Source organism: Tepidibacter sp. Z1-5, from assembly GCF_037844525.1.
GTDB lineage: Bacteria > Bacillota > Clostridia > Peptostreptococcales > Peptostreptococcaceae > Tepidibacter_A.
Window position 1 is genome coordinate 23,323 of record NZ_JBBMMD010000005.1, and the last position, 14,444, is coordinate 37,766.

The window sequence follows — 14,444 nt, forward strand, 5'->3', positions numbered from 1 at the left end:
TTTTATAAAAATATTGACTAAATAGCGTTATTTCAATAAGCTTTATTTTGGCTAAGGAACTAATATACTCATCAAATTATGTTTTGTAAATATTGCTTGAAAATTTAATTTGTATATCCTTTCCCTATTGAGTAATACTTTATATTTCTTTTCTTAGCTTCATCTAAGCTCAACATATTTCTTCCATCTATTATAAAAGCTTCTTTCACATTATCCTTAACAAAATCTAAATCTATATCTCTGAATTCTTCCCAGTCTGTACATATAATAATACATTCTGATTCTAATATAGATCCATTCATACTATTAAAATAGTTTATATCTGGATATATTTCTTTTATTTCATCTGATACCATAGGGTCGTATGCATTTATTTTTGCACCTCTTTTTAAAAGCTCTTCTATTATATATAAAGATGGGGACTCTCTTATATCATCTGTTCCACTTTTGAATGTAAGGCCTAAAAGTGTTATTGTCTTATCTCTTATATCTGCGTATTCACTCAGCAATATATCAACTGGGATAACCCTTTGCTTATTGTTTACACTCACGGCGCTTTTTACTATTTCAAATGGACAGTCATATTTTTCACCTATTGAAATAAGTCCCATAGTATCTTTTGGAAAACAAGAGCCTCCATATCCTATTCCAGGTTTTAGAAATTCTGGGGATATTCTTTTATCAAGACCTAGTGCTAGAGCTACTGTATCTATATCAGCACCTACCTTGTTGCACAAATTAGCAATCTCGTTTATAAATGATATCTTAGTGGATAAAAATGCATTTGAGGTGTATTTTATCAGCTCTGCAGTTTCAGGAGATGTAAAGATAATCGGAATATTAAATGGCTTGTATAATAAATTCATTATATTTCTAGACTTTTGAGATTCATATCCTATAACTATTTTATCTCCATAAAAAACGTCGTATAAAGCTTTTCCTTCTCTTAAAAACTCGGGATTAGATACTACATCAAACTTGTCGCAAGGGACACCATTTTTAATTAATATATCTTTTACATACTTCTGACTACCAACGGGAACTGTACTTTTGTTTACTATTATTTTGTATCTATTTATGCATTTAGATATTTCATTTATAGATTCATATACTTGATTCATATCGACTTCCCCATTATCAAGAGAAGGAGTTCCAACAGCTATGAATACAATATCGGATTTTTTTACACTAGCATCTAACTCACTTGTAAAGCTTATAGCTTTTTTTTCTAGACAATCAATTAATAAATCGTTTAAACCTTCTTCGTATATAGTTGGAATACCATTATTCAGACTATCAATTTTTTTTATATTTTTTTCAACACAGGTTACGTTGTTTCCCATTTTAGCAAATGCTAAAGAGGTTATAAGTCCTACGTAACCAGCTCCTATTACACAAATGTTCATTTAAATCACCTTCTTGGTCGGAATTTAGTTTTGGCTAGTACTATAATATTATATGGAAAATTATAGTTGATGTGCTAAATTAGACGTTTTATAGACGATAAATCCATATAATTTAATTTGAAGATTAGAAGTGTAAAAAATTATAAGGGGGAGTTTTTTATGATATCTAATATTGATATTTCTAATGGAATGACGATAAAACTTGATGATGTAATTTATGAAATGCCTGAATTTATGCCTAATATAAGAAGGGCACCGAAAAGAGAATTTACTTTAAATAAAGCAGAAACTGAGCTTGCTCTAAAAAATGCACTTCGTTATATACCAGAAAAATTACATGAAAAATTAGCTCCTGAATTTTTAGATGAGCTTTTAACTAGGGGAAGAATATATGGATATAGATTTAGACCAAGTGGAAATATAAAGGCTAAATCAATAGAAGAATATAAGGGAAAGTGTATTGAAGGTAAAGCTTTTCAGGTAATGATAGATAATAATTTAGATTTTGATATAGCTTTATATCCTTATGAACTCGTTACTTATGGAGAAACAGGACAAGTTTGTCAAAACTGGATGCAGTATAAACTTATAATGAAGTATCTTGAAGAACTTACGGTTGATCAAACTCTTGTTATTCAATCTGGGCATCCTGTAGGTCTTTTTAGATCAAATCCTAAAGCTCCAAGAGTTATAATTACTAATGCTCTTATGATTGGTATGTTTGATGATCAGCAAAATTGGCACAGAGCAATGGCATTAGGTGTTGCTAATTATGGACAAATGACAGCAGGGGGATGGATGTACATTGGACCTCAAGGTATAGTTCATGGTACATACTCTACTTTATTAAACGCTGGACGATTAATACTAGGACTTGATGAAAAAAGTGATTTAAGAGGAAAATTGTTCGTAACGTCAGGTCTTGGTGGAATGAGTGGAGCACAAGGTAAGGCTGTAGAAATCGCCAATGGAGTAGGTATTATAGCTGAGGTTGATTATTCAAGAATTAAAACTAGATATGAACAAGGTTGGGTAAGTAAGGTTACAAATACAGCTAAAGAAGCTTTTGATGTAGCTAAGGAATATATGAATAAAAATGAAAAGTGTGCAATTGCTTATCATGGAAATATAGTGGATCTTTTAGAGTATGCAGTTGATAATGATGTGAAAATAGATTTACTTTCTGACCAAACATCATGCCATGCTGTATACGATGGAGGATATTGTCCTCAAGGTCTTACATTTGAAGAAAGAACTGAACTTTTAGATAAAGACAAAGCTAAATTTATAGAACTTGTAGATGTTACTTTAAAGCATCATTTTGAACTTATTAAAAAGTTGCATGAAAACGGAACATACTTCTTCGATTATGGAAACAGCTTTATGAAGGCAATATATGATGCAGGAGCTGTTGAAATATCTAAAAATGGAGTAGATGAAAAAGATGGATTCATATTCCCTTCATACGTAGAGGATATATTAGGACCTCAATTATTTGACTTTGGATATGGACCATTTAGATGGGTTTGCTTAAGTGGTAAAGAAGAAGATTTATTAAAAACTGATAAAGCGGCTATGGATTGTATAGATCCAGATAGAAGATATCAAGATAGGGATAACTATATGTGGATTAAGGATGCACATAAGAACAAGCTAGTAGTTGGAACACAGGCAAGAATATTATATCAAGATGCTATGGGAAGAACTAGAATAGCTCTTAAATTCAATGAAATGGTTAGAAATGGTGATATAGGACCTGTAATGCTTGGAAGAGATCACCATGATGTATCTGGAACAGATTCTCCATTTAGAGAGACCTCTAATATAAAAGATGGAAGTAATATAATGGCTGATATGGCAACTCATTGTTTTGCAGGAAATGCCGCAAGAGGTATGAGCCTTATAGCACTACATAATGGTGGTGGAGTTGGTATTGGCAAATCTATAAATGGTGGATTTGGAATGGTACTTGATGGAAGCAAGAGAGTAGATGATATATTAAATGCGGCTATGCCTTGGGACGTTATGGGTGGAGTTGCAAGAAGATCGTGGGCAAGAAACCAAAATTCTATAACTACAAGTATTGAATACAACCAAAATAATAAGGGTACAGATCATATAACACTTCCTTATATAGCTAGTGATGAGCTTGTAAGAAATTTAGTTGATACTAAATTTGAATAATTTGAATATTAGGAGGAGAAAATTATGGCTAAAATAGTTCAATGTGTTCCAAACTTTAGTGAAGGTAGAGATTTAGATAAGATAGAGAAAATAGTAAATCCCCTTAGAGGAAAAAAAGGCGTTAAGCTTTTAAATTATGAAGCTGATAAAGATTATAATAGAGTAGTTGTTACTGTAATTGGAGAACCTGAGGCTGTAAAAAATGCAGTAGTAGAATCTATAGGTGTAGCAGAAGGGTTAATAGATATGACTAAGCATGAAGGACAGCATTCTAGAATGGGAGCAACTGATGTAGTTCCATTCATTCCTATAAAGGAAATGAGTATGGATGAGGCAGTTGAGCTTGCAAAATCTTGTGCAAAAGATGTTTGGGAAAAACATAATGTACCAGTATTTTTATATGAAAAAGCGGCTAGTAAACCTGAAAGAGAGAATTTAGCAACAGTTAGAAAAGGTCAATTTGAGGGAATGAGTGAAAAATTACAAGATCCTAATTGGCATCCGGATTTTGGTGAGAATAAGATACATCCAACTGCTGGAATTACTGCTGTTGGAGCTAGAATGCCACTTATAGCATACAATATAAATCTTGATACTACAAATATAGAAATAGCTAATAAAATAGCAAGATGCATAAGACACTCAAATGGAGGATTTAGATTCTGTAAGGCAGGACCTGTTGAAATACCAGAAAGAAATATAGTTCAGGTTACTATGAACTTAACAGATTACACTAAAACAAGTATGTATAGGGTATTTGAAACAGTTAGAATGGAAGCTAAAAGATATGGTGTAAATGTTATGGGAAGTGAAGTTGTAGGATTAGTTCCTATGGAGGCACTAGCTGATACTGCGGCTTATTATCTAGGACTTGAAAACTTTGATATGGATAAGATATTAGAAACTGGACTTATGGAGTAGGTGATGATATGAGAGCTGATTTAATTATAAAAAATATAGGACACTTGGCTACTATGAGAGGTGCGAATAGACCTCGTATAAAAGAAGAAATGAATGATATTGAGATACTTGAAAATGCATATATAGCTATAAAGGATGGAAAAATATCATACATAGGACAAGGTCATATAATAGATGGATTAATAGGAGAAAACACTGATGTACATGATGCTAAAGGACTTACTGTAACGCCAGGACTTATAGACCCTCATACACATTTAGTTCATGGAGGATCACGTGAAAATGAATTTAGCTTAAAAATAAGTGGAGTTCCATATATAGATATATTAAAACAGGGTGGAGGAATACTTAGTACAGTTAAATCTACTAAAGAAGCTTCATTAGATCAATTATATAATAAAGCTAAAAAGAGCCTTGATATAATGCTTGGATATGGTGTAACTACAGTTGAATCAAAGAGTGGATACGGACTTGAGCTTGATACAGAAAAGAAACAGCTTGAAGTAAACAAAAAATTAAATGAAAATCATCCTGTAGATATAGTATCTACATTCTTAGGAGCTCATGCAGTACCTAAAAAGTACAAGGAAAATCCAGATGAATTTGTAGATATAATAATAGATATGCTTCCAAAGGTAAAAGATTTAGCTAAGTTTTGTGATGTATTCTGTGAAGAAGGAGTTTTCTCGGTAGAACAAACTAGAAAAATATTAAATAAAGCTAAAGAATATGGTTATAAGGTTAAGCTTCACGCAGATGAGATAGTATCAATAGGAGGAGCAGAACTTGCAGCAGAGATAGGAGCTATATCTGCAGATCACCTAATGGCAGCTAGTGAAGAAGGAATGGAACTAATGGCCAAAAATAAAGTTATTGCAAATATTCTTCCTGGAACATCATTTAGTCTTATGAAGAATTATGCAGAGGCTAGAAAAATGATAGAACATGGAGTACCAGTTGCTTTATCTACTGATTATAATCCAGGAAGTTGTCCAACTGAAAATATACAACTTATAATGCAATTAGGATCTTTAGCACTTAAAATGACTCCAAATGAAGTATTAACTGCAGTAACTATAAATGCAGCTTATTCAGTTGATAAAGCAGATGAAGTTGGATCAATAGAGGTAGGCAAAAAGGCTGATTTAGTTGTATTTGATGCTCCTAATGTAGATTATATAATGTACCATTTTGGAATCAATCATACTCATAGTGTATATAAAGAAGGAAAATTAGTTGTAGATAATAAGAAGATTGTGTATTAATAAAGGGGGTAGTACATTGAAGCTTATAGATATGAAGGTTGTTGATTTTTCTAATGAAGTAGATTCTAATTCTCCGGCTCCTGGTGGAGGATCTGTATCAGCTCTTGCTTCTAATATAGGAATAAGTCTTGGAAGAATGATGGGAAATCTAAGCTTTGGAAAGAAAAAATTTGAGGCTTTAGATGAGGATATTAAAAAAGAGTTTAAAGAAAAATTTGAAAAACTAGGCTCAATAAGAGATAATCTTTTAGAACTTGTAGATAAGGATACAGAATCTTTTAATGAAGTTATGAAGGCATTTAAGCTTCCAAAGGAAACGGATGAACAAAAGAGTATAAGAAAAAAAGCTATACAAGATGCTACTATAAAGTCTATAGATGTTCCTTTTGAAACAGCTAAAAACTCACTAGATGCACTTGAACTTATGGAGTATTTTGTTGATTATGGAAACCAAAATGCTATAACTGATTTAGGTGTTGGAAATCTTCTTTTATACACAGGTCTTGAAGGTGCAATACTAAATGTAAAGGTTAACTTATGTGGACTTGATGATGTTGAATTTGTACAAAAGAAAAGATCTGAATGTGAAGATATGATGACAAGAGGTTGTGAAATAAAGGACTGTGTACTAAAAAGAATACATGAAAAACTACTTTAAAGAGTTGTTGAAAGGAAAAGATGTGCCAATTAAAGGCACATCTTTTTTTAATAACTTTATTGATATAAATAATTTGATAAATTCGGAATATATAATAAAGTAAGTTATTTATTTAATTCTTTGGATATTTTATCTAATTTTTCTTGTTGTTTTTTATTTAAGAAAGGTTTTAATTTTTTTAAAATTTTATCTTTATTATCTATTTTCTTTGAAATCTTTTTCAATTCATCCATAAGCTCATCTTCGCTTTTTCCTTGATAATCTTTTTTTACCTTTTCCTTCATGTTCTTTAGTTTTTCCTTATCTAAGTTAGCATCTTTAAGTTTTTTTTCATCTATTTTCATATTCAATCCCCCCTTTATAAATAATATATGCAAATTGAGTACAAATCAGTAACATATTTTAACTAATATACATAGTATATAAAGTGAAGAGTACTATTTATTAGTATAGGAGGGGAATTATATTGGATAATAAGATGATAATCGCTATGGCAGTACTTGCGCTTAATGGAGACAAACTTTTAAATAGTGAAAAAGATATTTTGGGAAATTTCAGAGTAGGAGAATTAAATGAAAAAGGATTAGAGAGAGGAATAGAAATGCTAATGAGAAGCAAAAAATATATGAAATCAGATGAAAAGCTCATAGTAAACAAGGCGGAGAGTATGCTAGATTTAATAAGAGGTATAAAAAAATTAAGCGGAGTAAACGAAGTTAGAGAAATAGAAGAAGGCGACTTTTTCAGAAGCATGGATAATAAAGATAGAAGAAATATGATGATAAAAGAAATTATAGAAGTTTTTCCAGAAAATAAAAAAGAAAGTATAACAAAAATTATGGATATGAAAAAAAAGATAGAGTTGTTCAAAGAGCTTATACAGTCTGATGCCATGGGAGATATAAAAAATATGAACTTTCTACAGAATTTGATAAGTTCAGATGAAGAGTAGATAAAATTTATAAAAAAAATCAGAATTTGGAATACAAAAATACTTTTAAAAATATAGAGATTAGTATATAATAATATCAAGAACAAGATATTGTTTGAGAATTTCTGAGGTGTACGTTATAGCTTATAATTTCAGCCTACATGAAGTATACGGGAGTTCGTGTTTATCGGTGGATAACAAGCCTTGATCGAAAGAGGAAGTTAGAAACAGACTACAGAACACCCACCTGGGTGAAGCTCGGGTATGAATTTAATAGGCAGACGGCACAATGGATTAAAGAGGTTCATTTATGAGCCTCTTTTTTAATGCAGAAAATCAATTTTAAATTATAGTATATTTTCAATTTGCCAGTCTATAGGATCTTTCCCTATTGAAATTAGAAATTCGTTAGCCTTAGAAAAAGGTTCACTTCCAAAAAAACCTCTATGCGCAGATAATGGGCTTGGATGAACAGCTTTTATTATAAAGTGTTTTGGATTTTTTATTATTTTAAGTTTTGATTGAGCATTTCTTCCCCAAAGTATGAAAACAATAGAATCTTCTCTATCGTTTAATAAACTAATTATCTTATCAGTAAAATGTTCCCATCCAATGTTTTTGTGAGAGTTTGCTTGTCCAGCTTTAACTGTAAGCACTGTATTGAGAAGCATAATTCCTTGGTCTGCCCATTTCTTTAAGTAACCATTATTAGGAATATAACAACCTAAATCACTATTAAGCTCCTTGTATATGTTTTTAAGTGAAGGTGGAATAGCTATATTTGGCTTTACGGAAAAGCTCAAACCGTGCGCTTGATCAGGGCCATGATATGGATCTTGACCTAGTATAACTACTTTTACATCTTTATACTGAGTATAGTGTAAGGCATTAAATATATCGGACATATCTGGATATATAGTTTCTGTTTTATATTCATTTGCTAGAAAACTTTTAAGTTTTAAATAATAATCTTTTTTAAACTCGTCTTTTAATAAATCTTGCCAATCATTTTCCAATATTTGCATATAAATCACCTCATTAGATTATATCATAAAGATATGCATATTATTCTTCCTATAGAGCTAATCTATACAAAAAACACGTTTCGGTGCAAAAAATATTGAATGCTAGAATAATCCCTTTTTCAATCTATAGGATTTCCAATAATGAAATCCAATAGAACAATAGCTTAATTTAAGCATATCATAGAATATAGAAAGAATATACATTTAAGGAGGACCTATATGCTGGATAATAAGACCATCTTAATCACCGGAGGAACTGGTTCCTTTGGGAAAAGCCTTACTATAAATTTATTAGAAAAATATAATATAAAAAAAATAGTAATTTATTCTAGAGACGAATATAAGCAAGATCTTTTAAAAAAAGAGCTTTCGATAAAGTACGGAGATAAAATGAATAAGGTGAGATTTTTTATAGGAGATGTACGAGATAAGCAAAGATTATACAGAGCCTTTGATAATATTGACTATGTAATACATGCAGCAGCAATGAAACAAGTACCCGCATGCGAATACAATCCATTTGAAGCAATTAAAACCAACATATATGGAGCACAAAATATTATAGATGCAGCTATTGATAAAAATGTGAAGAAAGTAGTAGCTTTATCAACAGATAAGGCTGTGAACCCTATAAATTTATATGGTGGTACAAAGCTGGTATCCGATAAGCTATTTATATCAGCCAATGCATATGCAGCAAATAAAGAAACAAAATTCAGTATTGTAAGATATGGGAATGTAGCTGGAAGTAGAGGGTCTGTCATTCCATTTTTTAAATCTTTAATAGAAAAGAATATAAAAGAACTACCCATAACAGATAAAAGGATGACAAGGTTTTTTATCACTTTACAGGAAGGGGTAGATTTGGTTTTAAAAGCCCTTTTAGAAAGTAAGGGTGGGGAAACCTATATATCCAAAATTCCATCTTTTAAAATAACAGACGTAGCAAAAGCTATAAAAGAAGATTGTGAGATAAAATATGTTGGAATAAGAGAAGGAGAAAAGCTACATGAGGTGATGATAACGAAGGATGACTCTAGAAATACCTATGAATATGAAAAGCACTATATCATATATCCTCATTTTGATTGGTGGAACTTTGAAAAATTTTATACACCAGGAGGAAAACACATAAAAGAGGGATTTGAATACAATTCAGGAAACAATACAGATTGGCTAGGTGTAGAGGATTTAAGAAAATTGTTAAAGGCATTAGGTTTATAGATATACAAGTGCAAAACTTGATGTATAGCATTTTTGGTTTAGCTTGTTTGAAATTTAATTTGAGAAGAGGAGAAGATATGACTTTAGCTATAAATGGAGGGAGCCCTGTTAGAAAAAGTTATCTTCCCTATGGAAAGCAATGTATAGAGGAAGATGATATAAAAGCAGTTGTAGAGGTATTAAACAGTGATTATTTAACCACAGGACCTAAGGTATTAGAATTTGAAGAAAAGCTTAAAAATTATGTAGGAAGTAAGTATGCAGTTGCTGTTCAAAATGGAACGGCAGCACTTCATCTGGCTGTAATGGCACTTAATTTAGAGAAAGGGGATGAGGTTATTACAACCCCAATGACTTTTGCTGCATCTAGCAATTGCATATTATATTGTGGATTAAAACCTGTATTTGTAGATATAAATAAAGAAAATTACAATATAGATATTAACCTTATAGAGTCTAAAATAACAAAAAAAACAAAGGCAATAATCCCTGTGGATTTTACAGGGCAGGCTGTAGATATGGATAGCATTATGTGTATAGCAGATCAATACAATTTAAAGGTAATAGAAGATGCAGCCCATTCCATAGGAAGCAAATATAAAGGGAAGATGGTAGGCAGTTTGTCTCATATGACTACCTTTAGCTTTCATCCTGTAAAAACCATCACAACAGGAGAAGGTGGAGGGATCACTACCAATGACAAGGATTTTTATGAAAAATTACTTCTATTTAGGAGCCATGGTATTACTAGAAATAAAGAATGGTTAGGAAACAAGGAAGAAGGATCGTGGTATTACGAACAGTTAGAGATTGGCTATAACTATAGAATTACAGATATACAATGTGCCCTTGGAATAAGCCAATTAGACAAAATAGATAAATTTATAAAAAGAAGAAAGGAAATAGTGAAAATATATAACTGCGAATTATCTAAAATAGATGGTGTTATTCTTCAAAAAGAAGAAAGCTTTAGTGACACGTGTAATCATTTATATATTATAAGACTTGAGCTAGATAAATTTAGTGCAACTAGAAATGAGATATTCAATGCACTAAAAGCTGAAAACATAGGAGTAAATCTGCACTATATACCAGTATACTATCATCCTTTTTATAAAAATTTACGATATGAAAAAGGAATCTGTCCTCATGCTGAAAGTCTATATGAATCCATTATAACATTACCCCTACATTACTCTATGATAGATCAGGATATATTTGATGTAATAGAAGCAGTGAATAAAGTTTTAGGATATTATAGGAATTAGTTTTATGAAAACAGGTGTAATCATACAAGCTAGAATGGGGTCAACTAGGCTTAGGGGAAAGGTATTGATGAAAATAAACAAAAAAACCGTGTTAAATCATGTAATAGACAGAGTGAAAAAATGTAAGTATATAGATGATATTATAGTGGCTACAACGAAACTAAAAAAAGATGATACCATAATCAATGAGCTAAATAATTTAAAAGTAAAATACTTTAGAGGAAGTGAAGAAAATGTACTCAGTAGATATTATGAAGCAGCAAAATACTATAATTTAGATCCAATAATTCGAATAACAGCAGACTGTCCTTTAATCGATCCAAATATAATAGATGATATTATAAGATTTTATATTGAAAATGACTATGAATTAGTAACTAACGCTCCAAATGATCTTTCTCAAAGAACTTATCCAAGAGGATTAGATGTGGAAATATTTTCATTTAAAATGCTAGAAGAAGCACATCTAAAAACAACAAAAGACTATGAAAAAGAACACGTAACTCCATATATGTATGAAAATAATAAAAAAATATATGTATACAAAAATGATGTAGATTACTCAAAATATAGATTGACACTAGATACAAAAGAAGATTATATGTTCATACAATGTGTATATGAGAATCTTTATGAAAATAATAAGTTTTTTAGTATGAAAGAAATAATAGATTTTTTGAAAGGAAATCAAGATATAGTAAATATAAATAAAGATATTAAGCAAAAAAATATAAAATGATGGTGATAATATGTCTATATATCTTAGACCTGCAGATTCAAATGATATGATGATTTTGTATAAATGGGCAAATGATGAAACGGTAAGAAAAAACTCATTTAATACGTCGGCTATAGACATAAATAGCCATAAAAACTGGTTTCTTAACAAACTAAAAGATGAGAACACTATATTTTATATAATTATGAAGGAAAATAAAAGTGTTGGACAGCTTAGAATAGATATAAATGAAAATATAGGGATAATAAACTATAGTATAGATAAGGACTATAGAGGACAAAAGATAGGGTCTGTGGCTTTGAAAATAATAAAAAATGATATAAAAAATATTACATTGATAGGGAAAGTAAAAAAAGAAAATAGTTCATCCATATGTGCATTTAGAAATGCAAACTACAGAGAATTTGAATATGAAGAATATATAAAATTCATTAGTTGAGGTAAATTTATGAATGAAATAAATATAGGAAATAGATTAATAGGAGATCATCATGATGTGTATATAATCGCTGAAATGTCTGCAAATCATAATAAAAATTTTAATACGGCTGTAGACATAATAAAAGCTGCAAAAGATGCTGGTGCTGATTGCATAAAACTTCAAACGTATACACCTGATACCATGACAATAGATTGTGATAATGAATATTTTAAAATAAAAGATGGTATTTGGGAAAATAATACTTTATACAACTTATATAAAGACGCATATACTCCTTGGGAATGGCAAGAAGCATTAAAATATGAATGTGATAAGATTGGCATAGATTTTTTATCAACTCCATTTGATAAAACTGCCGTAGATTTTTTAGAAGAAATAGGAGTGAATTTTTATAAGATAGCATCCTTTGAGGTAACGGATATACCTCTTATAAAGTATATTGCATCGAAAAAAAAACCAATTATAATGTCTACTGGAAATGCAAGTTTTTTAGAAATAAAAGAAGCGGTAGATGTAATAAAAAGTATAAATAATGAACAGATATGTCTTTTGAAATGTTCAAGTTCATACCCAGCGATAGAGGATGATATGAATTTACAAACTATAGTGCATCTAAAAAGAAAATTTAATACGATAGTAGGATTATCGGATCACACAATAGGCAGTGTAAGTGCCATATGTGCAGTAGCATTAGGTGCTAGGATAATAGAAAAACACTTCTGTATAAGTAGAGATATACAAACCCCAGATTCTGCATTCTCTATGAATTACGAAGAATTTAAAAGAATGGTCAAAGATATTAAAGCTGCAAAAAAATCACTGGGAAAAGTAAATTATATATTGTCTGAAAGAGAAGAGAAAAATCTACAATTTAGAAGGTCTATATTTGTAGTAGAAAATATAAAAAAAGGAGAAGTCTTAACACAAGAAAATATAAGAATAATAAGACCATCTTATGGAATACAGCCAAAATATTATGAAATGGTCATAGGGAAAAAAGCAAAAATAGATCTGAAAAAGGGAACGCCTTTAACATGGGATGTGATTAGATAAGATATGAATATAGGAATAAGAGCAGATGGTGGAAAAAATATAGGAATGGGCCATATTATGAGGTGTATGGCTCTATATGAAAGATTTAAAGAACAAGATATAAACTGTATATTTATAAGTAAGCAAGATACTTCAGTAATAAATTATTTTAATAAGAATAATGTAGCGTATGAGATTTTGCATAGTGATAATTTGAAGAGTGAGCTGCAAGAGATGAAAGTGTGCATATATAAATACAAATTAGATATCATCATAACGGATTCTTATTTGTTAGATGAATCCTATTTAAAAGAGGTCAAAAATATGTCAAAATACTTGATATCTATAGATGACAATAATTTATATAATTATCCTAGTGATATGGTAATAAATTATAATATTTACGCACATCAACTAAAATATAAAAACCAGATAGCAAAATATCTTTTAGGACTTAAATACTGCATTTTGAGAAAAGAATTTAGGGAGCAAAATAACTATATCGTAAAAAAAAATGTAAAAAATATATTAATAACCATGGGAGGAAGTGATGTAAATAATTTTACCACTAAGGTTATTAATAGTATAAAAGACTATAAAAATATAAATATAAATGTAGTAATAGGAAGTGGATTTAAAAATATACTAGAGATAAAGAAAGTATCACAGGATTATAAAAATATAAATCTAATAATAGATCCTCAAAATATGAAGGATGTAATGTTAAAAAATGACATAGCTATATCTAGTGCAGGATGCACAGCTTATGAGCTAGGATCCATAGGAATTCCTACTATTTTAACGATTCAAGCACAGAATCAAATAAGAATAGCTGAGGAATTTGAAAATACTAAAATAGCAAAAAACTTAGGGTGGTATAGTCATATAGATAAAGATTGTATAATCAATGCAGTAGATGAAATGATAAAAAGTTATGATAAGAGAAACAGGATAAGTTATGCTTCAAAAGCCTTAATCAACAAAAATGGAATTGAAAACATAATAAAAGAGATCTATAAGGGTGATGAAGAATGAGGACATATAAACCTACAAAAAAGGTAATATCAGGAAAACAGATATACAATCATAGAAGAGTAGAGATTTGTATGAAGTTTTCCTATTTCGATAGAACATTAATCGTTGGAATTGTAAAAAATCCAGAAGGTGAATATATTGAAAATGCTGCTGTAGAAGTGGTATTGATAGACAACAGTGTAAATCCAAATAAAGTTGAAGTTTTAGGGGTTGTATTTACCGATGAAGAAGGGAAATATGCAGTATCTGTAATAAGCAGTGTACTTTATAGCTATAAATTAAATATATACACCCCAGTGCCTTAAATAAGAGAA

General features: G+C 30.2%; 15 protein-coding genes and 1 other RNA gene. 13 read left to right on the forward strand and 3 right to left on the reverse strand.

Going from position 1 to position 14,444, the window contains the following annotated elements:
• Window positions 1–104: 104 nt before the first annotated feature.
• Window positions 105–1,406 (reverse strand): UDP-glucose dehydrogenase family protein, encoded by a 1,302-nt coding sequence (locus tag WJW32_RS01385; RefSeq protein ID WP_340253890.1) that lies wholly within the window; start codon window positions 1,404–1,406, stop codon window positions 105–107.
• A 159-nt stretch (window positions 1,407–1,565) separates the two neighbouring features.
• Between WJW32_RS01385 and WJW32_RS01390 the strand changes: the two genes are divergently transcribed.
• The 4 genes from WJW32_RS01390 to WJW32_RS01405 are packed head-to-tail and all read left to right on the forward strand — an operon-like array spanning window position 1,566 to window position 6,434.
• On the forward strand, window positions 1,566–3,590 hold the full coding sequence (locus WJW32_RS01390; protein ID WP_340253893.1) for a urocanate hydratase: 2,025 nt from the start codon (window positions 1,566–1,568) through the stop codon (window positions 3,588–3,590).
• 24 nt (window positions 3,591–3,614) lie between these two features.
• On the forward strand, window positions 3,615–4,511 hold the full coding sequence (gene ftcD / locus WJW32_RS01395; protein ID WP_340253895.1) for a glutamate formimidoyltransferase: 897 nt from the start codon (window positions 3,615–3,617) through the stop codon (window positions 4,509–4,511).
• Window positions 4,512–4,519: 8 nt separating this feature from the next.
• Window positions 4,520–5,776, forward strand: a complete 1,257-nt coding sequence (gene hutI / locus WJW32_RS01400; protein ID WP_340253898.1) for an imidazolonepropionase — start codon at window positions 4,520–4,522, stop codon at window positions 5,774–5,776.
• 16 nt (window positions 5,777–5,792) lie between these two features.
• The gene (locus tag WJW32_RS01405; RefSeq protein WP_340253901.1) at window positions 5,793–6,434 is read left to right on the forward strand and encodes a cyclodeaminase/cyclohydrolase family protein; all 642 of its coding nucleotides are present in this window, start codon (window positions 5,793–5,795) and stop codon (window positions 6,432–6,434) included.
• A 104-nt stretch (window positions 6,435–6,538) separates the two neighbouring features.
• Here the strand turns inward: WJW32_RS01405 and WJW32_RS01410 are convergent, their stop codons facing one another.
• Window positions 6,539–6,778: a hypothetical protein gene (locus WJW32_RS01410; RefSeq protein ID WP_340253904.1), complete on the reverse strand. Its 240-nt coding sequence runs from the start codon at window positions 6,776–6,778 to the stop codon at window positions 6,539–6,541.
• A gap of 122 nt (window positions 6,779–6,900) precedes the next feature.
• Here WJW32_RS01410 and WJW32_RS01415 point away from each other — a divergent pair, with 122 nt between their 5' ends.
• Together WJW32_RS01415 and ssrS are read left to right on the forward strand one after the other, a co-directional pair.
• Window positions 6,901–7,386: a hypothetical protein gene (locus WJW32_RS01415; RefSeq protein ID WP_340253907.1), complete on the forward strand. Its 486-nt coding sequence runs from the start codon at window positions 6,901–6,903 to the stop codon at window positions 7,384–7,386.
• A 98-nt stretch (window positions 7,387–7,484) separates the two neighbouring features.
• Window positions 7,485–7,665: non-coding RNA, 6S RNA (gene ssrS, locus WJW32_RS01420), on the forward strand.
• 47 nt (window positions 7,666–7,712) lie between these two features.
• Here the strand turns inward: ssrS and WJW32_RS01425 are convergent.
• A complete protein-coding gene (locus WJW32_RS01425) occupies window positions 7,713–8,390 on the reverse strand; it encodes a uracil-DNA glycosylase (RefSeq protein WP_340253910.1) in 678 nt (225 codons plus the stop codon).
• 219 nt (window positions 8,391–8,609) lie between these two features.
• Here WJW32_RS01425 and pseB point away from each other — a divergent pair, with 219 nt between their 5' ends.
• From pseB to WJW32_RS01460, 7 genes are all read left to right on the forward strand, one after another.
• Window positions 8,610–9,614 (forward strand): UDP-N-acetylglucosamine 4,6-dehydratase (inverting), encoded by a 1,005-nt coding sequence (gene pseB / locus WJW32_RS01430; RefSeq protein WP_340253913.1) that lies wholly within the window; start codon window positions 8,610–8,612, stop codon window positions 9,612–9,614.
• 77 nt (window positions 9,615–9,691) lie between these two features.
• Complete coding sequence (gene pseC, locus WJW32_RS01435) at window positions 9,692–10,882, forward strand: UDP-4-amino-4,6-dideoxy-N-acetyl-beta-L-altrosamine transaminase (RefSeq protein WP_340253916.1); 1,191 nt, start codon at window positions 9,692–9,694, stop codon at window positions 10,880–10,882.
• A gap of 4 nt (window positions 10,883–10,886) precedes the next feature.
• Window positions 10,887–11,621, forward strand: a complete 735-nt coding sequence (locus WJW32_RS01440; protein WP_340253919.1) for a cytidylyltransferase domain-containing protein — start codon at window positions 10,887–10,889, stop codon at window positions 11,619–11,621.
• 10 nt (window positions 11,622–11,631) lie between these two features.
• Window positions 11,632–12,060: a GNAT family N-acetyltransferase gene (locus WJW32_RS01445; protein ID WP_340253922.1), complete on the forward strand. Its 429-nt coding sequence runs from the start codon at window positions 11,632–11,634 to the stop codon at window positions 12,058–12,060.
• A 9-nt stretch (window positions 12,061–12,069) separates the two neighbouring features.
• Entirely contained in the window at window positions 12,070–13,116 is a 1,047-nt protein-coding gene (gene pseI, locus WJW32_RS01450; RefSeq protein ID WP_340253925.1) for a pseudaminic acid synthase, read from the forward strand.
• Between the two features lie 3 nt (window positions 13,117–13,119).
• Window positions 13,120–14,130: a UDP-2,4-diacetamido-2,4,6-trideoxy-beta-L-altropyranose hydrolase gene (gene pseG, locus WJW32_RS01455; protein ID WP_340253928.1), complete on the forward strand. Its 1,011-nt coding sequence runs from the start codon at window positions 13,120–13,122 to the stop codon at window positions 14,128–14,130.
• Window positions 14,127–14,435, forward strand: a complete 309-nt coding sequence (locus tag WJW32_RS01460; protein ID WP_340253931.1) for a hypothetical protein — start codon at window positions 14,127–14,129, stop codon at window positions 14,433–14,435. Before pseG ends, WJW32_RS01460 begins: the two co-directional genes overlap by 4 nt.
• The last annotated feature ends 9 nt before the right edge of the window (window positions 14,436–14,444 follow it).

Coding starts and splice junctions, on each gene's coding strand:
- WJW32_RS01385 (WP_340253890.1), bottom strand. CDS start 1,406: ATGAACATTTGTGTAATAGGAGCTGGTTACGTAGGACTTATAACCTCT.
- WJW32_RS01390 (WP_340253893.1), top strand. CDS start 1,566: ATGATATCTAATATTGATATTTCTAATGGAATGACGATAAAACTTGAT.
- ftcD (WP_340253895.1), top strand. CDS start 3,615: ATGGCTAAAATAGTTCAATGTGTTCCAAACTTTAGTGAAGGTAGAGAT.
- hutI (WP_340253898.1), top strand. CDS start 4,520: ATGAGAGCTGATTTAATTATAAAAAATATAGGACACTTGGCTACTATG.
- WJW32_RS01410 (WP_340253904.1), bottom strand. CDS start 6,778: ATGAAAATAGATGAAAAAAAACTTAAAGATGCTAACTTAGATAAGGAA.
- WJW32_RS01425 (WP_340253910.1), bottom strand. CDS start 8,390: ATGCAAATATTGGAAAATGATTGGCAAGATTTATTAAAAGACGAGTTT.
- pseB (WP_340253913.1), top strand. CDS start 8,610: ATGCTGGATAATAAGACCATCTTAATCACCGGAGGAACTGGTTCCTTT.
- pseC (WP_340253916.1), top strand. CDS start 9,692: ATGACTTTAGCTATAAATGGAGGGAGCCCTGTTAGAAAAAGTTATCTT.
- WJW32_RS01440 (WP_340253919.1), top strand. CDS start 10,887: ATGAAAACAGGTGTAATCATACAAGCTAGAATGGGGTCAACTAGGCTT.
- WJW32_RS01445 (WP_340253922.1), top strand. CDS start 11,632: ATGTCTATATATCTTAGACCTGCAGATTCAAATGATATGATGATTTTG.
- pseI (WP_340253925.1), top strand. CDS start 12,070: ATGAATGAAATAAATATAGGAAATAGATTAATAGGAGATCATCATGAT.
- pseG (WP_340253928.1), top strand. CDS start 13,120: ATGAATATAGGAATAAGAGCAGATGGTGGAAAAAATATAGGAATGGGC.
- WJW32_RS01460 (WP_340253931.1), top strand. CDS start 14,127: ATGAGGACATATAAACCTACAAAAAAGGTAATATCAGGAAAACAGATA.